Annotated in this window: 22 protein-coding genes; 15 read left to right on the top strand and 7 right to left on the bottom strand. The window is 61.0% G+C overall.

From position 1 onward, the window contains the following. Positions 1-12: 12 nt before the first annotated feature. Entirely contained in the window at positions 13-576 is a 564-nt protein-coding gene (locus AC06G5_RS11365; RefSeq protein WP_413428144.1) for a helix-turn-helix domain-containing protein, read from the bottom strand. An 84-nt stretch (positions 577-660) separates the two neighbouring features. Between AC06G5_RS11365 and AC06G5_RS11360 the strand changes: the two genes are divergently transcribed. Continuing rightward, positions 661-1,596 carry a DMT family transporter gene (locus AC06G5_RS11360; RefSeq protein ID WP_480459481.1) on the top strand — a complete coding sequence of 312 codons (936 nt, stop codon included), beginning with the start codon at positions 661-663 and terminating at the stop codon, positions 1,594-1,596. 725 nt (positions 1,597-2,321) lie between these two features. Here the strand turns inward: AC06G5_RS11360 and AC06G5_RS11355 are convergent. Further along, entirely contained in the window at positions 2,322-2,615 is a 294-nt protein-coding gene (locus AC06G5_RS11355; protein ID WP_413428146.1) for a DUF1330 domain-containing protein, read from the bottom strand. A gap of 70 nt (positions 2,616-2,685) precedes the next feature. On the opposite strand from AC06G5_RS11355, the gene ribBA reads away from it, so the two are divergent. The 6 genes from ribBA (at position 2,686) to AC06G5_RS11325 (ending at position 10,023) form a co-directional block, all read left to right on the top strand. Continuing rightward, entirely contained in the window at positions 2,686-3,795 is a 1,110-nt protein-coding gene (gene ribBA / locus AC06G5_RS11350) for a bifunctional 3,4-dihydroxy-2-butanone-4-phosphate synthase/GTP cyclohydrolase II (RefSeq protein WP_413428147.1), read from the top strand. A gap of 293 nt (positions 3,796-4,088) precedes the next feature. Next, entirely contained in the window at positions 4,089-5,114 is a 1,026-nt protein-coding gene (locus tag AC06G5_RS11345) for an ABC transporter substrate-binding protein (protein ID WP_085714764.1), read from the top strand. Continuing rightward, complete coding sequence (locus tag AC06G5_RS11340; protein ID WP_413428148.1) at positions 5,111-6,055, top strand: ABC transporter permease; 945 nt, start codon at positions 5,111-5,113, stop codon at positions 6,053-6,055. Before AC06G5_RS11345 ends, AC06G5_RS11340 begins: the two co-directional genes overlap by 4 nt. 6 nt (positions 6,056-6,061) lie before the next feature. After that, positions 6,062-6,871, top strand: a complete 810-nt coding sequence (locus tag AC06G5_RS11335; RefSeq protein WP_480459479.1) for an ABC transporter permease — start codon at positions 6,062-6,064, stop codon at positions 6,869-6,871. A 17-nt stretch (positions 6,872-6,888) separates the two neighbouring features. After that, the gene (locus tag AC06G5_RS11330; RefSeq protein ID WP_480459477.1) at positions 6,889-8,043 is read left to right on the top strand and encodes an ABC transporter ATP-binding protein; all 1,155 of its coding nucleotides are present in this window, start codon (positions 6,889-6,891) and stop codon (positions 8,041-8,043) included. Between the two features lie 264 nt (positions 8,044-8,307). Next, positions 8,308-10,023 carry an amidase gene (locus AC06G5_RS11325; RefSeq protein ID WP_480459474.1) on the top strand — a complete coding sequence of 572 codons (1,716 nt, stop codon included), beginning with the start codon at positions 8,308-8,310 and terminating at the stop codon, positions 10,021-10,023. A 145-nt stretch (positions 10,024-10,168) separates the two neighbouring features. Here the strand turns inward: AC06G5_RS11325 and AC06G5_RS11320 are convergent, their stop codons facing one another. Then, positions 10,169-11,167, bottom strand: a complete 999-nt coding sequence (locus tag AC06G5_RS11320) for a bile acid:sodium symporter family protein (RefSeq protein ID WP_413428151.1) — start codon at positions 11,165-11,167, stop codon at positions 10,169-10,171. 85 nt (positions 11,168-11,252) lie between these two features. Between AC06G5_RS11320 and AC06G5_RS11315 the strand changes: the two genes are divergently transcribed. Then, positions 11,253-12,041, top strand: coding sequence for an AraC family transcriptional regulator (locus tag AC06G5_RS11315; RefSeq protein ID WP_057395995.1), 789 nt, complete (start codon positions 11,253-11,255; stop codon positions 12,039-12,041). A 436-nt stretch (positions 12,042-12,477) separates the two neighbouring features. Here the strand turns inward: AC06G5_RS11315 and AC06G5_RS11310 are convergent, their stop codons facing one another. Both AC06G5_RS11310 and AC06G5_RS11305 read right to left on the bottom strand, forming a co-directional pair. After that, positions 12,478-13,578, bottom strand: a complete 1,101-nt coding sequence (locus AC06G5_RS11310) for a polyamine ABC transporter substrate-binding protein (RefSeq protein WP_413428090.1) — start codon at positions 13,576-13,578, stop codon at positions 12,478-12,480. A gap of 315 nt (positions 13,579-13,893) precedes the next feature. Then, complete coding sequence (locus AC06G5_RS11305; RefSeq protein ID WP_480459472.1) at positions 13,894-15,219, bottom strand: OprD family porin; 1,326 nt, start codon at positions 15,217-15,219, stop codon at positions 13,894-13,896. A 111-nt stretch (positions 15,220-15,330) separates the two neighbouring features. On the opposite strand from AC06G5_RS11305, the gene AC06G5_RS11300 reads away from it, so the two are divergent. Both AC06G5_RS11300 and AC06G5_RS11295 read left to right on the top strand, forming a co-directional pair. Then, positions 15,331-15,579 carry a hypothetical protein gene (locus AC06G5_RS11300; protein WP_480459471.1) on the top strand — a complete coding sequence of 83 codons (249 nt, stop codon included), beginning with the start codon at positions 15,331-15,333 and terminating at the stop codon, positions 15,577-15,579. Further along, a complete protein-coding gene (locus AC06G5_RS11295) occupies positions 15,576-16,196 on the top strand; it encodes a glutathione S-transferase family protein (protein ID WP_413705161.1) in 621 nt (206 codons plus the stop codon). The genes AC06G5_RS11300 and AC06G5_RS11295 overlap by 4 nt, the downstream gene beginning before the upstream one ends. A gap of 162 nt (positions 16,197-16,358) precedes the next feature. Here the strand turns inward: AC06G5_RS11295 and AC06G5_RS11290 are convergent, their stop codons facing one another. Next, complete coding sequence (locus AC06G5_RS11290; RefSeq protein ID WP_413428093.1) at positions 16,359-17,765, bottom strand: purine-cytosine permease family protein; 1,407 nt, start codon at positions 17,763-17,765, stop codon at positions 16,359-16,361. Between the two features lie 324 nt (positions 17,766-18,089). Here AC06G5_RS11290 and AC06G5_RS11285 point away from each other — a divergent pair, with 324 nt between their 5' ends. From AC06G5_RS11285 to AC06G5_RS11265, 5 genes are all read left to right on the top strand, one after another. Further along, positions 18,090-18,575 (top strand): flavin reductase family protein, encoded by a 486-nt coding sequence (locus AC06G5_RS11285; protein WP_008000480.1) that lies wholly within the window; start codon positions 18,090-18,092, stop codon positions 18,573-18,575. Positions 18,576-18,806: 231 nt separating this feature from the next. Further along, positions 18,807-19,850 (top strand): LLM class flavin-dependent oxidoreductase, encoded by a 1,044-nt coding sequence (locus AC06G5_RS11280; protein WP_480459470.1) that lies wholly within the window; start codon positions 18,807-18,809, stop codon positions 19,848-19,850. A gap of 168 nt (positions 19,851-20,018) precedes the next feature. Continuing rightward, positions 20,019-20,168, top strand: coding sequence for a hypothetical protein (locus tag AC06G5_RS11275; protein ID WP_162130443.1), 150 nt, complete (start codon positions 20,019-20,021; stop codon positions 20,166-20,168). A gap of 91 nt (positions 20,169-20,259) precedes the next feature. Further along, positions 20,260-20,937: a cysteine hydrolase family protein gene (locus AC06G5_RS11270; RefSeq protein ID WP_480459469.1), complete on the top strand. Its 678-nt coding sequence runs from the start codon at positions 20,260-20,262 to the stop codon at positions 20,935-20,937. A gap of 5 nt (positions 20,938-20,942) precedes the next feature. Next, the gene (locus AC06G5_RS11265) at positions 20,943-22,307 is read left to right on the top strand and encodes a purine-cytosine permease family protein (protein ID WP_480459468.1); all 1,365 of its coding nucleotides are present in this window, start codon (positions 20,943-20,945) and stop codon (positions 22,305-22,307) included. Between the two features lie 183 nt (positions 22,308-22,490). Here the strand turns inward: AC06G5_RS11265 and AC06G5_RS11260 are convergent, their stop codons facing one another. Beyond that, positions 22,491-23,837, bottom strand: a complete 1,347-nt coding sequence (locus AC06G5_RS11260) for a glutamine synthetase family protein (protein ID WP_480459467.1) — start codon at positions 23,835-23,837, stop codon at positions 22,491-22,493. Positions 23,838-23,842: the final 5 nt, after the last annotated feature.

Here is a 23,842-nt window from a genome sequence, read left to right as displayed (position 1 = left end):
TGCACTCCCTGTTCAGATCACTACGTTTCGCACAAACCGCGCCGCCACTGCGCCGTCGTTGCGATAACAGTGCGGCTGGTTGCTGGCGAACATGAAGAATTCACCTGCCGCAATATGCTGTGGCTGCTCGCCGAGCATAACGGTCAGGCAACCTTCAAAGACATAAATCTGCTCGCTCCAGCCATCGGCGTCCGGCTCCGACGGATACACCTCGCCCGGTTGCAGGCACCACTCCCACTGCTCGACTTCGCGGCTGGCCTGGGCCTTGGAAAGCAGCACCGCCTTGCTGCCTGGGATCGTGCCAGTCCAGGCCAGCTCATTGATACGGCTCGGATCACGGGCGTCGGGGGCCTGGATCAAATCACTGAAGGCAACGTCGAGGGCTTCGGCCACCCGGTCGAGGGTGGTCAGGCTGACGTTCTTTTCCCCCGCCTCGATCGCCACCAGCATTCGACGGCTGACACCGGACTTTTCCGCCAGCGCGGTCTGGCTCAGGTCGGCGGCATGACGCAAGCGACGGACGTTTTGACTGACGTGCTGGAGGACCGATGCCCGTTGGGTAGAATCTTTGTGCACTATATTGCTCACTGAGTGGGGTTGGGCAGTATACTGCGCAACATTCGGCGCATTGTGCGTCTCCCTCCAGTAGCGTGCAAGGTCATGACGTCGGTGAATTCCCCAAAGGCTTCCTCCCGTTTTACAAGGTTCAGCAAGGCCGAATGCGTGCTGGTGCTGATCACGATGGTCTGGGGCGGTACCTTCCTGCTGGTGCAGCATGCGATGACCGTCAGCGGCCCGATGTTTTTCGTCGGCCTGCGCTTTGCCGCCGCCGCGAGCATTGTCGCGCTGTTTTCCTGGCGCCACCTGCGCGACCTGACCCTGTTCGAACTCAAGGCCGGGTCATTCATCGGCATGGCGATCATGCTCGGCTACGGCTTGCAGACGGTCGGGTTGCAGAGCATTCCCAGCAGCCAATCGGCGTTCATTACCGCGCTGTATGTCCCGTTTGTGCCGTTGCTGCAATGGCTGGTGCTGGGACGGCGTCCGGGGTTGATGCCCAGCATCGGCATCATGCTGGCCTTTACCGGGCTGATGCTGTTGTCCGGGCCGGCCGGTGCGTCGTTCAACTTCAGCCCCGGTGAAATCGCCACCTTGATCAGCGCCGTGGCCATCGCGGCCGAGATCATCCTGATCAGCACCTATGCCGGCCAGGTCGATGTGCGCCGGGTGACAGCGGTACAACTGGCGGTCACTTCGGTACTGTCGTTCCTGATGGTGGTGCCGACCAACGAAGCGATTCCGGACTTCTCCTGGTTGCTGCTGTGCAGCGCACTGGGCCTTGGGGCCGCGAGTGCGGCGATTCAGGTGGCGATGAACTGGGCACAGAAAAGCGTGTCACCGACCCGCGCCACCCTGATCTATGCCGGTGAGCCGGTATGGGCCGGGATAGTCGGGCGCATCGCCGGGGAACGCCTGCCGGCGATTGCCCTGGTCGGCGCCGGATTGATTGTGGCGGCGGTGATTGTCAGCGAGTTGAAGACCAAGGGTAAGACGGCTGCGGTCGAGGAAGAGCTGGAACAGGAAACACAGGGTTAAGCTGTAGCCTCTGTTTTGTCTGTTGAATGACTTTCGCGAGCAGGCGGTGTGGGTTTTTGAAGGTGTACATATCCGTTTCTGCGGTAACGGCGGCTTATGGTTCCGCCCTTACGGCGGGTTACTTGGAAGAGCGGAGCGCCGCCCGGCCCCAAGTAACCAAGGGCTCTTGCCCCTGACGTTCGGTGCCTCAAGGGGGCAAGAAGATCAAAAGCAAAAGCAAGGCGGCCTACTGGCCGGCCTGATCGCAATTGAACGCGTTCTCCTGTAGGAGCGAGCTAGCTCGCGAAAAACGCCAGGACAACGCGGGCATTCAGACAGCCCGCGTCATCGTTGACGACCATCGCGAGCAAGCTCGCTCCTACAGAAGAGAGAAGAGCAGAGCAAAAGTAGGTCGGCATACCCCCACGCTTTTCACCATTCAACAGGCCGAGCGTTAGCTCGCCTGCAGCTCTTGATCTTGATCCACCCGCCCCCTCGGCAGGCTGAGTGGAGGTGTTCATCCGGGGAATGGCGCGCAGCGCCGTTCGACGCAGTCGAACTCATTGCATGCAGGTCGCGCGCAGCCGACCGGAGGGCAATGCCCCCGGATGGACACCGGAGCGAAGGAACCCCGAGCCCAGGCGAGGGGCCGGACGTAAGGGGCGAGACCTTTTGGTTCCTTTTGGGGCGTTTGCCAAAAGGGACTCGCCGTAAGGGCGAAACCGCCAGCCGCCGTTACCAAAAAATCAGATATGTACCCCCTCGACAATAATCACCTCAGCCAAAGCCACGCCTTCGCGATACCCCCTCGCCTCCTGATACAACGCCGAGTGATAGCAAGCCACCGCCTGCTCATAGGAATCAAACTCGATCACCACACTGCGTTGCGGCGTCGATCGGCCTTCCATCGCCTCGCTACGCCCACCCCGCGCCAGAATCCGACCGCCATACAAGGCAAACGCCTTCGGCGCGCGCTGCGTGTATTGGCTGTATTGATCGGGATCAGTGACATCCACATGAGCAATCCAGTACGCCTTCATAGTGACCCCTCGGTTTATTTTGTATTATGGTATACCACATTATCCATCCAACAAAAACCGAGACTCCAGCATGGCCTTCAACAGCATCGAAGAAATCATCGAAGATTACCGCCTCGGCAAAATGGTCCTGCTGGTCGACGACGAAGACCGGGAAAACGAAGGCGACCTGTTGCTGGCCGCCGATTGCTGCACACCCGAGGCGATAAGCTTCATGGCCCGTGAAGCCCGCGGCCTGATCTGCCTGACCTTGACCGACGAACACTGCAAACGCCTGGGCCTGGAGCAGATGGTGCCGAGCAATGGCAGTGTGTTCAGCACCGCATTCACCGTGTCCATCGAGGCCGCCGTCGGTGTGACCACCGGCATCTCCGCTGCAGATCGTGCCTGCACCATCGCCGCCGCCGTCGCCGCCAACGCCGGCCCCGCCGACATCGTGCAACCCGGTCATATCTTCCCGTTGCGCGCCCGCGAAGGCGGCGTGCTGACCCGCGCCGGTCATACCGAGGCCGGTTGCGACCTGGCCCGCCTGGCCGGCTTCACGCCCGCTTCGGTGATCGTCGAAGTGATGAACGACGACGGCACCATGGCCCGCCGCCCCGACCTGGAAGTGTTTGCACGCAAGCACGGGATCAGGATCGGCACCATCGCCGACCTGATCCACTACCGCCTCAGCACCGAACACACCATCGTGCGCATCGGTGAACGTGATCTGCCAACCGTACACGGCACCTTTCGTCTGATCACCTTTGAGGATCGCATCGAAGGCGGTGTCCACATGGCCATGGTCATGGGCGATCTGCGCCGCGATGAGCCGACGCTGGTGCGCGTGCATGTGATCGACCCGTTGCGCGACCTGGTCGGTGCCGAGTACAGCGGGCCGAGCAACTGGACCTTGTGGGCGGCCTTGCAGCGTGTCGCCACCGAAGGCCACGGCGTGGTGGTGGTGCTGGCCAATCACGAATCCTCGCAAGCGTTGCTCGAACGTGTGCCGCAATTGACCCAGTCATCCCGGCAGTTCAGCCGTTCGCAGTCGCGGATCTACTCGGAGGTGGGCACCGGTGCGCAGATCCTGCAAAACCTTGGCGTGGGCAAGCTGCGCCACCTCGGGCCGCCGCTGAAATATGCGGGCTTGACCGGCTACGACCTGGAAGTGGTGGAGAGTATTCCATTCGCGGGTTGACGCATCCCCTGTGGGAGCGGGCTTGCTCGCGAAGAGGCCGGTACATCCAACATCTTCGTTGACTGTTACACCGCCTTCGCGAGCAAGCCCGCTCCCACAGGAAGAATGTGTCGACGCTGAAAATTGCGTTTTTGGCTGATAGCCGGTACGGCAAAGTGCTTGCACAAAGTTTGGAATACCATAATATGATATTCCATAGACCGGACAGTCGAAGCTGACTTGACGGACCTGTTGCTCCCGATAGGCGGGCACTCAAAAGCCCCGCTCATAAACACAACAATGAGGGCGTGAAAATGGTGTTGAACAAACGTGCGACCGCGGTTCTTTTTGCGGGACTGCTGAGTGTGACCAGCCAGGCATTGCTGGCGGCTGAAAGCGTCAACTTCGTGAGTTGGGGCGGCAGCACCCAGGATGCGCAAAAGCAGGCCTGGGCCGATCCGTTCAGCAAAGCCAGCGGCATCACCGTTGTGCAGGATGGCCCGACCGACTACGGCAAGCTCAAGGCCATGGTCGAAAGCGGCAACGTGCAGTGGGACGTGGTTGACGTCGAAGCCGACTTCGCCCTGCGCGCCGCCTCCGAAGGTTTGCTCGAACCCCTCGATTTCAAAGTCATCGAACGTGACAAGATCGACCCGCGTTTTGTCTCCGATCACGGCGTCGGCTCGTTCTTCTTCTCCTTCGTCCTCGGCTACAACGAAGGCAAGCTCGGCGCCAGCAAACCTCAGAACTGGTCCGCCCTGTTCGACACCAAGACCTACCCCGGCAAACGCGCCCTGTACAAATGGCCAAGCCCTGGCGTGCTCGAACTGGCACTGCTGGCCGATGGCGTGCCGGCCGACAAGCTCTACCCGCTGGACCTGGACCGCGCGTTCAAAAAACTCGACTCCATCAAGAAAGACATCGTCTGGTGGGGTGGCGGCGCGCAGTCGCAGCAACTGCTGGCCTCCGGTGAAGCAAGCATGGGCCAGTTCTGGAACGGCCGGATTCATGCGCTGCAGGAAGACGGCGCCCCGGTCGGCGTAAGCTGGCAGCAGAACCTGGTCATGGCCGACATCCTGGTCATTCCCAAGGGTTCGAAAAACAAGGACGCGGCGATGAAGTTCCTGGCCAACGCCAGCAGTGCCAAGGGTCAGGCGGACTTCTCCAACCTGACCGCCTACGCCCCGGTCAACGTCGACAGCGTGGCGCGCCTGGATTCGGTGCTGGCCCCTAACCTGCCGACCGCTTACGCAAAGGATCAGATCACTCTTGATTTCGCGTACTGGGCCAAGAACGGTCCGGCCATCGCGACACGGTGGAACGAATGGCTGGTCAAATGAAAATGACGGCAACCGCGTCTCATCCATCCACCGCCACCGGGAGCGCCACTGGCGCTGCCGGTTCGGCACCAGGCCAGCCCCTAGCCAGGCAACCCTCGCCGTCGCTGAAACAGCGTTGGCGTGGCGCCAGCAACCTGGTCCCGGCGCTGCTGTTTCTTGGCCTGTTCTTTCTCGCGCCGCTGATTGGCCTGCTGTTGCGCGGCGTGCTGGAACCGGTGCCGGGCCTGGGCAACTACGAGCAACTGTTCGCCAACTCGGCCTACGCACGGGTACTGCTGAACACCTTCTCGGTGGCCGGCCTGGTGACGTTGTTCAGCCTGTTGCTGGGCTTCCCGCTGGCCTGGGCGATCACCCTGGTGCCACGCGGCTGGGGTCGCTGGATCCTGAACATCGTGCTGCTGTCGATGTGGACCAGCCTGCTTGCCCGCACCTACTCCTGGCTGGTGTTGCTGCAAGCCTCGGGGGTGATCAACAAGGCGCTGATGGCCCTGGGCATCATCGATCAACCGCTGGAGATGGTGCACAACCTCACCGGCGTGGTGATCGGCATGAGCTACATCATGATCCCGTTCATCGTGCTGCCGTTGCAGGCGACCATGCAGGCCATCGACCCGATGATCCTGCAGGCAGGTTCCATCTGCGGCGCCAGCCCCTGGACCAACTTCTTCCGGGTGTTCCTGCCGCTGTGCCGGCCGGGGCTGTTCTCCGGCGGCCTGATGGTGTTCGTGATGTCCCTCGGTTACTACGTGACCCCGGCCTTGCTGGGCGGCGCGCAGAACATGATGCTGCCCGAATTCATCATTCAGCAGGTGCAGTCGTTCCTCAACTGGGGCCTGGCCAGCGCCGGCGCCGCGTTGCTGATCGTGATCACGCTGGTGCTGTTCTACTTCTACCTGAAGCTTCAGCCGGAATCCCCGGTTGGCGCCAGCAACGCGAGGTAAGCCGTCATGCTCCTGACTCCCAATGCCATGAGCCGGCGCATGCGCTTCGGCCTGTATGCCACCACCGGGCTGATCGGGCTGTTCCTGCTGCTGCCGATCGTATTCATCGTGCTGCTGTCGTTCGGCTCGTCACAATGGCTGGTGTTCCCGCCACCGGGCTGGACGCTGAAATGGTACGGCCAGTTCTTCTCCAATGCCGACTGGATGAACGCGGCGATGGCCAGCCTCAAGGTCGCGATGCTGACGACGTTCTTCGCCGTCGCATTGGGCCTGCCGACTGCGTTCGCCCTGGTTCGCGGCCGTTTCCCCGGCCGGGAAATGCTCTACGGCCTGTTCACCCTGCCGATGATCGTGCCCCTGGTGATCATCGCCGTGGCGGTGTACGCGCTGTTCCTGAAACTCGGCTACACCGGGACCATGTTCGCGTTCGTGGTCAGCCACGTCATCGTCGCGCTGCCGTTCACCATCATCTCGATCATCAACTCGCTGAAGCTGTTCGATCAGTCGATCGAGGATGCGGCGGTGATCTGCGGCGCCTCGCGCCTGCAAGCGGTGTTCAAGGTGACCTTCCCGGCGATCCGTCCGGGCATGGTGGCCGGCGCCCTCTTCGCCTTCCTCGTCTCGTGGGATGAAGTGGTGCTGAGCGTGATGATGGCCAGCCCGACCCTGCAAACCCTTCCCGTGAAAATGTGGACCACCCTGCGCCAGGACCTGACGCCCGTGATCGCCGTCGCCTCGACGCTGCTGATCGGCCTCTCGGTCTTGGTCATGGTGATCGCCGCCGCTCTGCGCCGGCGCAACGAAATCAGCGCCTGAGCGCCCAGGAGTACGACATGAGTGCAGTGATCAAAGATTCCGCGCAGCAAAATGACAAGCCCCTGGTCAGCCTGCGTAACCTGAACAAGCACTACGGCGACTTTGCCGCCGTGGACAACATCTCGCTGGACATCAAGGACGGTGAATTCCTCACCTTCCTCGGCTCCAGCGGCTCGGGCAAAAGCACCACGCTGTCGATGCTTGCCGGTTTCGAAACCCCGAGCAGCGGCGAGATCCTGGTCAGCGGCCAGTCGCTGGTCAACGTGCCGCCGCACAAACGCGACATCGGCATGGTGTTCCAGCGCTACTCGCTGTTCCCGCATCTGTCGGTGCGCGACAACATCGCCTTCCCGCTGGCAATCCGCAAACTTGCCGCCGCCGAGCGTGACAAGCGCGTCGACGCGATGCTCAAACTGGTGCAGCTGGAGCAATTTGCCCATCGCCGCCCTTCGCAACTGTCCGGTGGCCAGCAGCAACGCGTCGCCATTGCCCGGGCACTGGTCTATGAGCCACGCATCCTGCTGATGGACGAACCGCTGGGAGCACTCGACAAAAAACTGCGCGAAGACTTGCAGGATGAACTGCGTCAGCTGCATCGGCGCCTGGGCATCACCATCGTCTACGTGACCCACGATCAGGAAGAAGCCATGCGCCTGTCCCAGCGCATCGCGATTTTCAGCCACGGCAAGATCGTCGGCCTGGGCAGCGGTTACGACCTTTACCAGAACCCGCCGAACGCCTTTGTCGCATCGTTCCTCGGCAATTCGAACTTCCTCAAGCTCAAGGCCCAGGGAAATGCCGTGGCGACTTTCGAAGGCCAGGCGCTGTCGATCCGGCTCACCGCCGGCCTGCGAACCGACCAGGACGTGCTGCTGATGGTGCGTCCGGAAAAAGCCCTGGCCCTGAGCAATGACCAGGCGATTGCCGAACCGCTGGCCGCCGGCTGGAACGAAGTCTCGGCCAAGGTCGTGGAAGTGCTGTTTCTCGGCGAAAGCCAGACCTGCAGCGTGGTCACCGCTGGCGGCACCTCGATGACGGTCAAGGCACTGTCCGCTGCCGGCATGCCGCTCAAGTCCGGTGACCCGGTGCGGGTGCGCTGGGCCACGGCGGACGCCTGCGTGTACACCGAATGGGCCGAAAGCGACCTGAACAAGGCCGCCGGCGCTCACTGATCCATTGGCCTGCGCGTGCGGGCCACTATAATGAGTCACCCTCGGGCCACCACAACGTCGGGTTGTGGTGGCCTTTTTTCTGTCGCCTGTAAGATAAATTGGACAACGGATTCCTAAAATCCCGGTTTAATGCTAAATAGTGCTCAGTATTTTTAACACCCGACCCTGTCGTGCCACACAGTGCAACGAGAATAACGATATGAATGTCCATTTCGAGAAAAGTGAAGTGTTTGGGACCCTCCACCTGCAAATGGCGGTGGCAGCATGATCGAAGTCACCGAAGTTTCCATTGCCCAACTGCGCGCCGCGCTTGAATCCGGCCAGACCACGTCAGTTGAGCTGGTCCAGGCTTATCTTGCGCGAATCGACGCCTATGACGGCCCCGAAACCGCCACGGCGCTGAACGCAGTTGTAGTGCGCAACCCCGAGGCCCTCGCCGAAGCACAGGCCGCCGACGCCCGTCGCGCCAAGGGCCAGGTGCTGGGGCCGCTGGACGGCATCCCTTACACCGCCAAGGACAGTTATCTGGTCAAGGGCCTCACCGCCGCTTCCGGCAGCCCGGCCTTCAAGGACCTGGTCGCCTATCGCGATGCGTTCACCATCGAACGCCTGCGCGCCGCCGGGGCGATCTGCCTGGGCAAGACCAACATGCCGCCGATGGCCAACGGCGGGATGCAGCGCGGTGTCTACGGCCGTGCCGAAAGCCCGTACAACGCCGACTACCTCACCGCCCCTTTCGCTTCCGGCTCGTCGAACGGTGCCGGTACGGCGACCGCGGCCAGTTTCTCGGCCTTCGGCCTGGCGGAAGAAACCTGGTCGAGCGGCCGTGGCCCGGCCTCGAACAATGGTTTGTGCGCCTACACCCCCTCACGCGGGGTGATCTCGGTACGCGGCAACTGGCCGTTGACCCCGACCATGGACGTGGTCGTGCCGTTTGCCCGGACCATGGCCGACCTGCTCGAAGTGCTCGACGTGGTAGTGGCCGATGACCCGGACACCCGCGGTGACCTGTGGCGCTTGCAGCCTTGGGTGCCAATTCCGAAATCGTCTGAGGTACGCCCTGAATCCTATGCCGAGCTGGCGGCGAACAGCGAAGCGCTCAAAGGCAAGAAGTTCGGCATTCCGCGCATGTACATCAACGCCGACCCTGAAGCGGGCACTTCCGAAGCGCCGGGCATCGGCGGGCCAACCGGCCAGCGCATCAACACCCGTCCTTCGGTGATCGGGCTCTGGGAACAGGCGCGCAAGGCCCTCGAAGCCGCGGGTGCCGAAGTGCTCGAAGTGGACTTCCCGCTGGTTTCCAATTGCGAAGGCGATCGCCCTGGCGCACCGACCGTGTTCAATCGCGGCATCGTCTCCAAAGAATTTTTACACCATGAGCTGTGGGACCTGACCGCCTGGGCGTTCGATGATTTCCTGCAGGCCAACGGCGACCCGAAATTGAACCGTCTGGTCGATGTCGACGGTCCGCAGATCTTCCCTCACGACCCGGGCACCCTGCCCAACCGCGAGGGCGACCTCGCCGCCGGCATGGACGAATACGTGCGCATGGCCGAACGCGGCATCACGCCGTGGGACCAGATCAGCACGGTGCCGGACGGCCTGCGCGGACTGGAAAAGACCCGCAAGATCGATCTGGAAGACTGGATGGATCGCCTGGGCCTCGACGCGGTGCTGTTCCCGACGGTCGCCGATGTGGGGCCGGCGAATGCCGATGTCGATCCGCAATCGGCGGATATCGCCTGGAGCAACGGCGTCTGGGTCGCCAACGGCAACCTCGCCATCCGTCACCTCGGCGTGCCAACGGTCACCGTGCCGATGGGCGTGATGCCGGACATCGGCATGCCGGTCGGCCTGACGTTTGCCGGTCGCGCCTATGACGACTCCAGGCTGCTGCACCTGGCGTCGGCGTTCGAGTCGACCGGCAGCAAGCGCATGATCCCGCCGCGTACCCCGCCATTGGCGGCTGACCAACAGTAAAAAGGTTCTTTCACTGGTTTGGACGCTCCCTTGTAGGAGCTGGCTTGCCAGCGATGGTCGTTAACGATAACGCGTTCGAGCTGGATAAACGCGGCGTACTTGAGTCCATCGCCGGCAAGCCGGCTCCTACAGCTTCCCGGGATTATCAGGGATCAACCTGGGCCATCAGTTCCGGAATCGATTCCGGCCGATTGGCAAAACGCTGCGCCAGCACCGCACAGACCATCAGTTGAATCTGGTGGAACAGCATCAACGGCAGGATCAGCACGCCAATGGTGCTACCGGCAAACAACACCTGCGCCATCGGCACACCGGTTGCCAGGCTTTTCTTCGAGCCGCAGAAGAGAATGGTGATGCGGTCTTCCTGATTGAAACCGAATGCCTTGCCCAGTACGGTCGAGGCCACCAGCACCAGCCCCAGGACCACGCAGCACGCCACCACCAGCCCGAGCAGATCCAGCAATGGAATCTGATGCCAGAGGCCCTCGATCACCGCCTCGCTGAACGCGCCGTAGACCACCAACAGAATCGAGCCCTGATCGACGAACTTCAGCCAGCTCTTGTTGCGCGCCACCCAGTTGCCAATCCAGCGCCGCGCGATTTGCCCGGCAATGAACGGCAGCAGCAACTGCACGCTGATCTTGAGGATGGCGTCGAGGGTCGAGGAGCCTTCGCCGTGCACATTCAGCAGCAAGGTCACCAGCAACGGCGTGAGAAAAATCCCGAACAGGCTGGACGCCGCCGCGCTGCAAATCGCCGCCGGGATGTTGCCCCGCGCCAGTGAAGTAAAGGCAATCGCCGACTGCACCGTGGCGGGCAGCGCACACAGGTAAAGCATGCCCATGTACAGGTCTTTGCCAATCAGCGGCGACAGCAGCGGCTTGAGCGCCAGGCCGAGCAACGGAAACACCACGAAGGTCAGGCTGAACACCAGCAAATGCAGGCGCCAGTGCCCGGCACCGGCAATGATCGACTCGCGGGACAGCTTGGCGCCATGCAGGAAAAACAACAGCGCGATGGCGATGTTGGTCAACCAGCCAAAACCGACCGCAACCTGGCCGCTGGCGGGCAGCAGGCTGGCGAGCGTCACCACGCCGATCAGGGTCAGGGTGAAGTTGTCGGGTAACAAGCGGGGGCGAGTCATGGGTTTGATCATCCGGGGGTTGCCAGTACGTGAAAGCGACTCTAACGTGCTTGTGAATTACCGACTAACGCCGATGAGCCAGCAGATGCCGCCTAAAGGACATGACAAAAGTATCCGGCGCAGTATTCCCGGGCTGTCCAGCCTGCCACGGCCACTCTACGGCCGTACCGAATCGCTGCCCAATCGCGCATTGACCCGGCGCCACAGCCACCCTTGGGTGCAGCTGTCCTATGCGATCCAGGGCGTGCTCGAAATACAGACCGGCGCCGGGCGTTTCGTGGCCCCGCCAGAGCGCGCGGTGTGGATTCCGGCGGGCATGCCGCACCGGGTGTTCAGCTCGCCGCGTACGGAAATGCGCAGCCTGTACATCGACTGCAGCGTCTCGACTTGGGCGCCGCCGGGCTGTCATGTGTTGGGGGTCAGCGATTTGCTGCGCGAGTTGATCCGTGCCTTCAGCCAGATTCCGGTGGAATACGATCAGAACGGTCCGCACGGTCGGTTGGCCCAGGTGATTCTGGATCAGTTGGCCGAGGCGCCGCAGATCGACTTGATGCTGCCACTGCCCCAGGACAGCCGATTGCGGCAGATCGCGCAGAGCCTGGAGTCGCACCCGGAGCAACAGACCACGCTCAGTCACTGGAGCGACAAATTCGGCGTCACCGAGAAAACCCTCAGTCGCCTGTTCCTGCGCGACACCGGCCTGACCTTTCGCGCCTGGCGACAGCGCTTGCGCCTGCTCGGCGCCCTGACGCCACTGGAACAGGGCGAACGAGTGACCGACGTCGCATTGGCTTGTGGCTATGACTCGACGTCGGCATTCATCGCCGCCTTCCGCCAGCAGTTCGGCGAAACACCGGGGGAGTTCTTCCGCTGACTGCTCAAACAGAACCCCGTGGGAGCGGGCTTGCTCGCGAAAGCGGTGGATCAGTCGACACATGCATTGACTGGCACTCTGCATTCGCGAGCAAGCCCGCTCCCACAGTGTTTTTTGTCGGACAAGGGATTTGTGTTCGACATCAACTGAATGTGCGAGCGAACCTGGGTGCACACAACACCTGTGCCCCACACAAAAACCCGTGGGAGCGGGCTTGCTCGCGAAAGCGGTGGGTCAGTCCCCCATGTATTGACTGACACTCTGCATTCGCGAGCAAGCCCGCTCCCACAGTGTTTTTTGTCGGACATGGGATTTGTGTTCGACATCAATTGAATGTGGGAGCGGGCTTGCTCGCGAAAGCGGGGGGGCAGTCGACACATGTATTGACTGAGACCCCGCATTCGCGAGCAAGCCCGCTCCCACAAGGATCCTGGTGTTACTGATCGGACTTGATGCTGGTCCAGACCCGGGTACGCACCCGCTCAAGCTTTTGCGGCAGTGGCTGCACGACGTACAGCGTCTTCAATGCCTCGCTGGTCGGCGTCAGGTTCGGGTTGCCGGTGATGTCCTTGTCGATCAGCGCCAGCGAGTCCTTGTTGGCATTCGGGTAACCGAGGAAGTCGCTGATCGGCGCGATGACTTTCGGGTCCAGCAGGTTGTTGAGGAACTCGTGGGCTTCGACCACGTTCTTCGCGCTTTTCGGGATGGCGAAAGTGTCGAACCAGATCGGCGCGCCTTCTTTGGGCAGGCGCCAGTCGACGACCACGCCGTTGCCCGCCTCTTTGGCGCGATTGCCGAATTGATAGAAGCTGCCTGAGTAACCGATGGCCACGCAGATATCGCCGTTGGCGATGTCGGTCATGTATTTGGCGGAGTTGAAGTAGGTGACGTAAGGGCGAACCTTGAGCATCAGCGCCTTGGCCTTTTCGTAGTCATCCGGGTTCTGGCTGTTCGGGTCCAGCCCCAGGTAATGCAGGGCCAGCGGCAGGATCTCCGACGGCGAATCGAGCATCGCCACGCCACAGGCCTTGAGCTTCTCCATGTTCTCGGGCTTGAACACCAGGTCCCAGCTGTCCACCGGCGCATTCTCGCCAAGCGCCGCCTTGACCTTGGCCGGGTTGAAACCGATCAGCACGGTGCCGTACATGTAGGGCACGCCGTACTGGTTGCCGGGGTCGTTCTTGTCCAGCAGCTTGAGCAAGGCCGGGTCCTGGTGCGACCAGTTCGGCAGTCTGGACTTGTCGAGTTTCTGGAACACCCCCGCCTTGATCTGGGTTTCGATGAACTGGTTCGATGGCACCACCAGGTCGTAGCCCGAGTTGCCGGTGAGCAGCTTGGCTTCCAGGGACTCGTTGGTGTCGAAGGTGTCCCAGGTCACCTTGATCCCGGTGTCCTTGGCAAAATCCTTGGGCACGGACGGCAGGATGTAGTCCGCCCAGTTGTACACCCGCAATTCGTGCTGTTCGGCTTGCACCGCGCTGGCCAGCAGCGACAGCCCGCAAACGGTGGCGCCCAGTATGCGTTTCATTGAGTCCATGGATCATTTCCCCAAGTGTGGCGTGAGTACGATGGTTTTTATGTTCTGTACACGGCAGCAGCCTTGAAAATTGCCAAGGGCAAGGAAGTGAAGCGTCTGGTTGTGATTTGACCTGGGGTTGCCGAACCGGCAACCCGCGTCTGATTCTTGCTGACGGCGTGGCCGGTTCACAGCGTGAGGCAGGCCAAAAGGAGACCGAAACGGCCAAAATACGTGTCCGTATTGATCAGCGCCGCGGTGGTCCGCAAACCTTAGGTGTGCTGCCTGACACATCGCTTCGCGAGCAGGCTCGCTCCCACTGGGGTTGTGATGTGACTACAACAGCGACAAGGTGTAATTAATGATGAACCGGTTCTGATCCACGTTGCGGCCCGCGTCAGTGTTCGACCTGGCGTTACGCAGTGTGAAACCCACCCCTTTGAACGTGCCCGACTGCAACACGTAGTCCAGGGTCATGTCGCGCTCCCACTCGGACTGATCGCTGGCGTTTTGCGCTTTGATGTCCGTGCCCTTCAAATACACGATCGAGGCTTTCAGGCCCGGCACGCCCAAGGGCGCGAAGTCGTAGGTGTACTGCCCGAAGTTGGTCTGTTCGCCGGCCCGGGCAAAGTTCTGGATCATCTTGTCGGTGGGCAGGTAGACACTGCCGCCGCCCGCCCCTTTGTCCACCAGGCTGCCCTGGTTGGGCTGGACGAAGTTGCTGCCATCGCCCACACGCTGATGCCCCACCGACACCGCGTGGCCGCCATGGGTGTAGGTGACCATAGCCGACCAGGTGCTGTTGTCGATTTCACCGTCGTTGTCGTCGGTGTAGCCCGATACCCGATAGCCTTGCGCGCGGCCGGAGGCCGAGCTGTTGGCACCGCTCGAGGTGGTGCGGAAGTAGCGCAGGTCGGTGGTCAGTGAGTTGGCGCTGTCGATTGGCAGGATGTGCGTCAGGCCGAGGAAGTTCTGGTTGTAGAAGTCCTCCAGCTGCGCGAAGTAATACTGGGTCTTAAGCGTTTTGGTGAGGTTGTAGTCACCACCGGCGTAATAGAACTTGTTGCTCTCGCGCGTGCTGCCGGCGACCGACAAGCCTGTGCGGTCCGTCGAGGCGCGCCCTACCGCGTGCTCAAGCACACCGCCGGTCAACGTCAGGCCATCGATGTCGTTCGAGGTGAGCTGGGCACCGGTAAACGATTGCGGCAACACGCGAGCATCGTTCGCCAGAAGGATCGGCAACTTTGGCAGCAAGGTGCCGTAGCGAAATTCTGTCCTGGCAAGGCGCATCTTCGCCGTAGGACCGAAGCTGCTCCAGGTGTCGGCCGCGCCGTCGCCGTCAGAAGGAATCATGCCGCTACCGACGTGGCGCCCCGCTCCGCTGTCCAGTGTGATGCCGAGCAATGCCTGGGCATCGAGCCCGAACCCCAGCGCGCCCTGGGTAAACCCGGATTCATAGCGCAACACAAACCCTTGGGCCGCTTCTTCGGTTTTCGAAGGATCAGCCGTGCCGTCGCGATTGTCGCTGTTGAAGTACAGGGTACGCATCGAGAGGCTGGCCTTGCTGTCTTCGAGAAAACCATGGGCTGCGCTATCGGCGGCCTGTACGCACAGCGAACTGGTGGCCAGCAGGACTGCAGTGGGAATCGCTCGTTTGAACATACGGTGCTCCTGGGTGTTTCTTATCGTTATTTGAAGGTTTCACCGCCAGACAGGACCCGATTTCCGCCCACGCAACAGCGCTCAACACGGGCGCGAAATCAGGCGCGCTCGATGAGTGACATGAGTCATGGGACGTTCGAGGTGAGGGTTGACTGGCTGGCTTGTGAAACTCTTAAAACATTTCGAGAGGCTATTATCAAACGCGACGAAAGTAGTTTTCGTGGAGGGATACGGCTTGTCGCGCCGGGGTATGGACGGTCACTGTTTTTGCATATCGGTGTGGCGAATTTTCACCATACTGATTTCATCGGCAGTGTTCGGCGACTGCCTGCATGTCCCGACAAGAGCAATGACTCATGAACGATCAAATCGAGCTGTTCGGTGCCAACACGGGCAACAGTCTGCGGGCAGCGATTGCCCTGGAAGAGTCGGGCATCGCCTACACGGCACGCAAGCTGGACCTGTATGCACAGGAGCAGCGTGGGCCGGCCTTCCTGGCGCTAAACCCGGCCGGGAAAGTCCCGACCCTGATCGATCACGGGACTACGCCGATGCTGATCATCAACCAGTCCAACGCCATCATCCAGTACGCCGATGCCAAGGTGCCTGGACGGCTGGCACCGGCGCAGCCAGGGCCCGAGCGCATCCGGGTGATCGACCGCTATTTCTTTTTCGTGACCGATGTCATCGCCCCCAGCCATGCCGCGTTTTTCCTGCACCAGGCGGGGCAGGACAAGGCGGCGGCGATCATCGATCTGCGGGTGATCGAGCAACTGACCTGGTCGGAAGGTTTTTTGACGGACGAATTCATGGCCGGAGAGCAGTTCTCCATGGCCGACATTATGGCGTTCACCATCGCCACCGCGTTCCGTGATCGACTGGACTGGACGCAACTGCCTCAGCTATCGCGCTGGTTCGACAGGGTCGAAGCCAGGCCGGCGCTGCAACGCGGCCTGAATGTGTTCAACCATTCCTGAGAGTCGCCGTCACTGTAGGAGCGAGCTTGCTCGCGATGGTCGTTAACGATTACGCGTGTTTACTGACTAAACGCAGTGCTCTTGAGTCCATCGCGAGCAAGCTCGCTCCTACAGTGACGTAATATGCCGGGCATTTTCTCACGAACACGAAACGATTTCGCCTCAGTCGGCGTAGCCGAGTTTCACCGAGCGACTTTCCTGCACCTGGCTTCGCGTAGCGAGGCAGTAATACAACGGGCACGTCACCACCAGCCCCACCAGCCACGACAGGTCCGCGCCATCTACCAGATTGGCGTACGGGCCGACGTACAGTGAAGTATTGGCGAATGGCAGCTGCACGATGATGCCGATGAAGTAGGCAATGATCGCGTGCAGGTTGAAGCGACCGTAGATGCCGCCGTCGGCCCGGAAGATCGACGCGATGTCATAGCGACGACCCTTGATCAGGTAAAAGTCGATCAAGTTGATCGAGGCCCACGGCACCAACACCAGCAACAGCGCCAGGATCAGGCCGATGAACTGCGAGATGAAATTCGCCGAGGCACCCAGCGCCACCACGCAGCAACCCGCCAGCACGATGCTCGACAACACCACGCGCACCTTGATGCTGGGCGTCCACTGGCTGGCGAAGGTCTGGATCGAGGTGATGATCGACAGCACCGCGCCGTACAGATTCAAGGCGTTGTGGCTGATGATGTTGAGCAGGAACAGCACCATCAGGATCGGCCCCAGCCAACCGGTGGACTGCTTCACCGCCGCCATCGCCTCGGTGCCTTCCGGGGTAGCCAGTACCGCCACGGCACCGAAAGTGAACGACAGGATCGTGCCCAGGGTCGCCCCCAGGTAAGTGGCGAAGAACGGCCGGGTGATGCCGATGTCCGCCGGCAGGTAGCGCGAGTAGTCCGACACATACGGCGAGAAACTGATTTGCCAGATGATGCCCAGCGAGACCGTGGCCAGCCAGCCGGACAGGTTGAACCCGCCGCGAGTGAAGAAGTCCGCCGGCAGGTCATGGGCGAAGATGTAGAGGAAACCGGCCAGCAAGGCACTGCCCATGACCCAGGTGCCGATGCGGTTGAGGGTATGGATGAAGCGATAACCGATCACCCCGATGGCCGTGGCGCTGAGGGCACCGATGAGGATGCTGGCCGGCACCGGAACCGACGGCGCAATGCCGACAATCGATTTGCCCGCCAACACGATGTTGGAAATGAAGAAACCGATGTAGATCAGTGCTGCGAAGAACACGATCAGCAGCGCGCCATAGCGGCCGAACTGACCACGGCTCTGCACCATCTGCGGAATGCCCATGCACGGTCCCTGGGCCGATGCGAGCGCAATCACCAGACCACCGACCATGTGCCCGAGCGCAATCGCCAGCAGGCCCCAGAACAGGTTGAGGTGGAACACCTGGACCACCATGGCGCCGGTGACGATGGGCAGTGGCGCGATGTTGGTGCTGAACCACAGAGTGAAAAGATCGCGGGCCTTCCCGTGGCGCTCTGCGAGTGGAACGTAGTCGACCGTGTGATTCTCGATCAACGGATCTTGCCGGGACATCTGGGACATGTGCATGAACTCGAGTTGGTCTGTTCTTATCTTTGTATGAAGCCAAACCGGGGGGACTCTCTGGCCGCCCCTCAGATGCCGACCATATTATGGTATTCCAAACTTTAAACAAGACTGAACCGGTCTTTGAGCACGCATCTGAACCGGCATCCTGCCCGATTCACGCCAGCTCTGGATAGCTTAAAGCCCCGTAATCATTGAGTTCCCGACGAAAGACGTACGTTTATCGGTTCACCCAAAAAGACCTTGCAATCGATGTATTACGGTATACCATCAGACCTACAAACACATAAAAAACGCGTCACACCACCCGAGGACCGTCCAATGATCGATGCCGCCATCTACAAACAAGTCATGGGTTCGTTCCCGTCCGGAGTGACCGTGATCACCACCCTGGATGACGATGGGCAAATCGTCGGCCTGACCGCCAGCGCCTTCAGCTCGCTGTCGATGGACCCGGCCCTGGTGCTGTTCTGCCCGAACTACAGCTCCGACTCCTACCCGGTCTTGATCAAGAACAAGCGTTTTGCCATCCACGTGCTCTCCGGCGGCCAGCAAAACGAAGCCTATGCCTTCGCGCGCAAAGGCAAGGACAAGGCCCAGGGGATCGAGTGGACGCTCAGCGAACTGGGCAACCCGATTCTGGCCAATGCCACGGCGGTCATCGAATGTGAGCTGTGGCGCGAATATGAAGGTGGCGACCACGCCATCATGGTCGGCGCCGTGAAAAACCTGATCGTGCCCCGCCAGAGCAGCGGGCCACTGGTGTATTGCCACGGCAAGATGGGCGCTTTACCGGTGCTTGCCTGATCCCTCTGATATCACCGCATACCCCTGTGGGAGCGGGCTTGCTCGCGAAAGCGAACTGCCAGGCGGCATATGTGTTGACTGACACTCCGTCTTCGCGAGCAAGCCCGCTCCCACACTGGTTAGCGTTAGCCGCGATGAGAAGTCATTTGCGGAAAATATGTATTATGGTATACCAATATTCAACGAGCCCGCAGTCGACAGGCCGATAACAAAAGATCCGAGGTAAACGTCATGAAGTTTTCCCTGTTCGTACACATGGAACGTTGGGACGAAAGCGTCAGCCACCGCCAGTTGTTCGAAGACCTGACCGAACTGACCCTGATGGCCGAGGCCGGTGGTTTCAGCACCGTGTGGATTGGCGAACACCACTCCATGGAATACACCATCTCGCCAAGCCCGATGCCACTGCTGGCTTATCTGGCGGGCAAGACCACCACCATTCACCTGGGCGCCGGCACCATCATCGCGCCGTTCTGGCACCCGCTGCGGGTGGCCGGCGAATGCGCATTGCTCGACGTGATCAGCAATGGCCGCATGGAAGTCGGTCTGGCCCGTGGCGCCTACCAGATCGAATTCGACCGCATGGCCGGCGGCATGCCAGCCTCCTCCGGCGGCCAGGCATTGCGCGAAATGGTGCCGGTGGTGCGCGCACTGTGGAACGGCGATTACGCCCATGACGGCGATATCTGGAAATTCCCGACGTCCACCAGCGTGCCCAAGCCGATCCAGCAGCCGAACCCGCCGATGTGGATCGCCGCCCGCGACCCGGACTCGCACAACTTCGCCGTGGCCAACGGCTGCAACGTCATGGTCACGCCGCTGATGAAAGGCGACGAAGAAGTCCTCGACCTGAAGAACAAATTCCAGGCCGCCCTGGACAACAACCCGGACGTGCCGCGCCCGCAACTGATGGTGCTGCGTCACACCCACGTGCACACCGCCGACGACCCGCAGGGTTGGGAAGTCGGAGCCCGGGCGATCTCGAAGTTCTACCGCACGTTCGATGCCTGGTTCGGCAACAAGACCACCCCGGTCAACGGCTTCCTCGCGCCGAGCCCGGAAGAGAAATTCGCCGGTCGCCCCGAGTTCGAACTGGAAAGCCTGCACAAGACCGCCATGATCGGCACCCCGGAAGAAATCATTCCGCGCATCAAGTACTACCAGGAACTGGGGGTCGACGAATTCAGCTTCTGGTGCGATAACAGCCTGCCCCACGCGGAGAAGAAAAAATCCCTGGAGCTGTTCATCAAGCATGTGGTGCCAGCGTTCCGCTGAATGCGCCACCCTGCTCCCCCGGACGCGAAGCCGGGGTTGCAGAACACCTCAACTGTAGGAGCGAGCTCGCTCGCGATGGACGCCAACGATAATGCGTGCCGTCTGGATGACTGCGTTGTCTAGAGTTTTTCGCGAGCGAGCTCGCTCCTACAAGGGTCGATTCCAATGATGACTGGTCGTCTCCCATCACTCGCCCTTCCCTCCGGCGCCGCGCGGGCTTACCTGCGCGGTGAATGGACCGCTTCGCACCTGCACTTCAAGCGCCTGCGCGCCAGCGTTTCGGCCAAGCAGAACGGCTTCTGGCAAATAGTTCACTGAGCCCACCCGAACAGCCAATCACGCACCCTACGTCTCGCCATTGCATGGCGTGTGCGGTGCCTTGTGTTTCGCCTTTGATCAGGTTTGCCCAATGAACAATAACAACGCGCTGTTGATCATCGACATGCAGCAGGAGGACGGTTTCGTCCTGGAAAACTTCGACAGGGTGGTCGCCCATACCGCCGCCCTGCTCGATACCGCACGCAACCAGCGGATGCCGGTCATCTATACCCGCCACATCAATCAGGCCGATGGCAGTGACCTGCCCCACGGTGAACCCCTGGCCGCCGACGGTGGCCCCGGCAGTTACCGCGCCGGCACCCGGCAAGTGGAAATCATCGAGTCGCTGACGCCGCAGTCCGGTGAATTGATCATCGACAAGGGCCGCTACAGTGCCTTTCACCGCACCGACCTCAATGCCCGACTCAAGGCACTGGAGGTCGATACGCTGATCGTCTGCGGTGTGCTGACGGACGTCTGCGTGCTGACCAGCGTGTTCGATGCCTTCGCCCTGGGCTATCGCGTGCGCCTGGTCAGTGATGCCTGCACCACGACCAGCGAGGCCGGGCATTATTCGGCCCTGCTGATCATGGCCAACTGGGTCTACTCGCTGGAAATCCTCACCACCACCGAGTGCCAGCGCGCCCTGGAACAGCGCGACTACCTGAGCCTGATCCCCGAGCGTCCGGACCTGTTTGCCCACCAGCCCCATGAGCTGCCCGGCACCATCGCCCGCCTGCATTCCCACCTCGTCCGGACTCAGGAGTGATCGCCATGCAAGTCGAAAAAAGAAGCATCGATTTCATCCCCGAGACCGAACGCCACGGCAAGCCGGGCTCGCTGTTCTACATCTGGTTCGGCGCCAACATGAACATCACCACCATCGCCTCCGGTGTGTTGCCGGTGGTGATGGGGCTCAACTTGTTCTGGAGCGCGCTGGCGATCATCGTCGGCTCGTTGCTGGGGGCGATTTTCATGGCCTCCCACTCGGCACAGGGACCGAAGCTGGGCATTCCGCAAATGATCCAGAGCCGGGCGCAATTCGGCGTGTTGGGGGCCGTGTTGCCGCTGCTGTTCGTGATGCTGATTTACCTGGGCTTCTTCGTCAGCAACACCTTGCTCGCAGCCCAGGCACTGGAGTCCGTCAGCCCGCTGCCGATGTCCGGCAACATCTACCTGATCGGCGCGCTGTGCTTCGTCGTCGCGCTCTATGGCTATCGGTTGATTCACCGCTTGCAGAAGCTGCTGTCGATACTGTCGCTGGTGGTGTTCGTGGCCGCCACGGTGCTCGCCTTGCAGTTGCCGATCCCGGCCGAACAGTGGTTGCCGACCGGCTTCTCGTTGTCGAAGTTCCTGGTGGCGGTGAGCATTGCCGTGACCTGGCAACTGTCCTATGCACCTTACGTCGCCGACTACTCGCGCTACCTGCCGAGCAGCACGCCGACCGCCCGGGTGTTCTGGTTCAGCTACGCCGGCACGGTCACCGGCGGCGCGTGGATGATGATTCTCGGGGCGATTCTGAGCGTCGGCATCGGCGACTTTTCCAGCAACGTCGGCGGGCATGTCGCCGGTCTGTTCGGCAGTGGCGCGGTACTGCTATTCGCCTTCATCGTCTACGGCCAGGTGTCGATCAACGTGTTCAACCTGTACGGCGCGTTCATGTCGACCATCACCGTGATCGAACCTTTCGCCCGACTCAAGGTGACCCCGCGGGTACGCGGCGTGTTCATGCTGCTGATCAGCCTGGTGGCCACGGCCCTGTGCACCATCGGTCAGGACGACTTCATCAACTTCTTCCTGAACTTCATCTTCTTCATGAGCTACTTCCTGATCCCGTGGACGGCGATCAACCTGGTGGACTACTACTGCCTGCGCAAAGGCCAGTACCGGATTGACGACATCTTCGACGTTAACGGGATCTACGGGTGCGTTAACCGGATTGCCTGCGGCAGCTTCCTGCTGGCGATTGCCCTGGAAATTCCGTTCATGAACACCACGCTGTACGTCGGCCCGGTGGCCACGGCGCTGGACGGGGTGGACCTGGCGTGGATCGTCGGGCTGCTGGTGCCGGCGCTGAGTTATTACTGGCTGATGAAGCTCGGCAAGCATGCACCGATGCTGGAGTCAGCAGCCGACTAAATTCCAGGCAAAAAAAATCCCAGGCAGCTGATGGACGCCTGGGATTTAAAAATGCATAAACCGTGGTGGTGAACGCGGCGCGGATATTACGGAATATTTCACGCTGTAACAAGATATTTTTATTCACTATCTAGTTAATAAACGTTCCAAGTCCTTAAATATCCACATATTTTCTAAGGCTGACTAGAGGAACCAGCGATATTCCCGCGCGCTGATGTCATGCAGAAATGCCAGATGATCCTGACGTTTGTTTTCGCAATAGACGTCCACAAACTCCGCCCCCAAGCCTTCGCGCAGCGATGCATGACTTTGCATGGACTGCACCGCTTCGAGCATTTCCAACGGAAAGTCGATGCCACTGCTGCGGTCTTCGTTGAGCGGTGCAATCGGCTCGCGCTCCGCTTCCAGACCTCGCTCCAACCCCACCAGAATTGCCGCCAACGCCAGATACGGGTTGGCATCGGCGCCCGCCAGGCGATGTTCGATACGCAGGTTCTTGACGTCCGACTCCGGTATACGCAAGCACGCATCGCGATCCTCGAAGCCCCAACTGGCGCGGGACGCGACGTTCACCGTGCCGCTCAGGCGGCGCATGGCATTGTGGTTCGGGGCAAAAATCGGCATGCAGTGCGGCAACACCTCCAGGCAACCGGCCACCGCATGACGCAGCGCCCGCTGTCCGTTCGCTGCCAACAGGTTGTTGCCGGCCTCGTCATACAGGCTGACATGCACGTGCATGCCGCTGCCGGGGTGCTGCAAGTAAGGTTTGGCCATGAAGCTGGCGCGCAAGTTGTGTTTGAGCGCCACGCCCCGGGTGCTGCGGCAGAACAGGGCGGCCCAGTCGGCGGCGCGCAGGCCGTCATCGCAATGGCCGAAGTTGATTTCGAACTGCCCCGGGCCGAGCTCGGCAGTGATCACCGTGGCATCCACGCCTTGTTCACGCGCGGTCTCGACCATTTCATCGAGCACCGGAGCAAATCGCGACAAGCGTTCGATGTGCATGTTCGGCTGATCATCGGCATCGCCAGTCAGCTCGTCACGGGGAAATTGCGGCAAGCCGTCCTTCAGGCGGCTGTCGAACAGGTAGAACTCCAGTTCGAACGCCACCACCGGATGAATGCCCTTGCGCTTGAGCCGCTCCAGCACCTGCGCCAGTACCTCGCGGGGCTCGAAGACAATCGGTTTTTGCGTGCCGTCGGAGGTGATCAGCATCTGGCCCAATGGCTGTTTTTCCCAATTCACCCGTTTCAGCGTGCCGGGCACCAGGCGACGGGGCGCATCCGGGTCGCCGTCGTTGAAGCAGTAATCACCGATCTTGAACAACCCGCCCTGGGTGCCGAGCAATACGCAGTTCTGCGGTAGCTTGAGCACGCTGCCGGCAGCGACTTTTTCGAGCATCTCGATCGGGTAGCGCTTGCCGTAGAAATGCCCCGGAATGTCCAGGGAGATCAGGTCGACGTAACGCACTTCGGGGTTGCAGTGGCGGAAGTTGCGAACCTCGGCCAGCAGTTCAGAGCACACAGCATCCATCGATT

It is taken from the genome of Pseudomonas sp. WT-JTC (genome assembly GCF_056711565.1).
The sequence above is the reverse complement of the archived record's forward strand: the minus strand, read 5'-3'. Positions and strand labels throughout refer to the sequence as shown.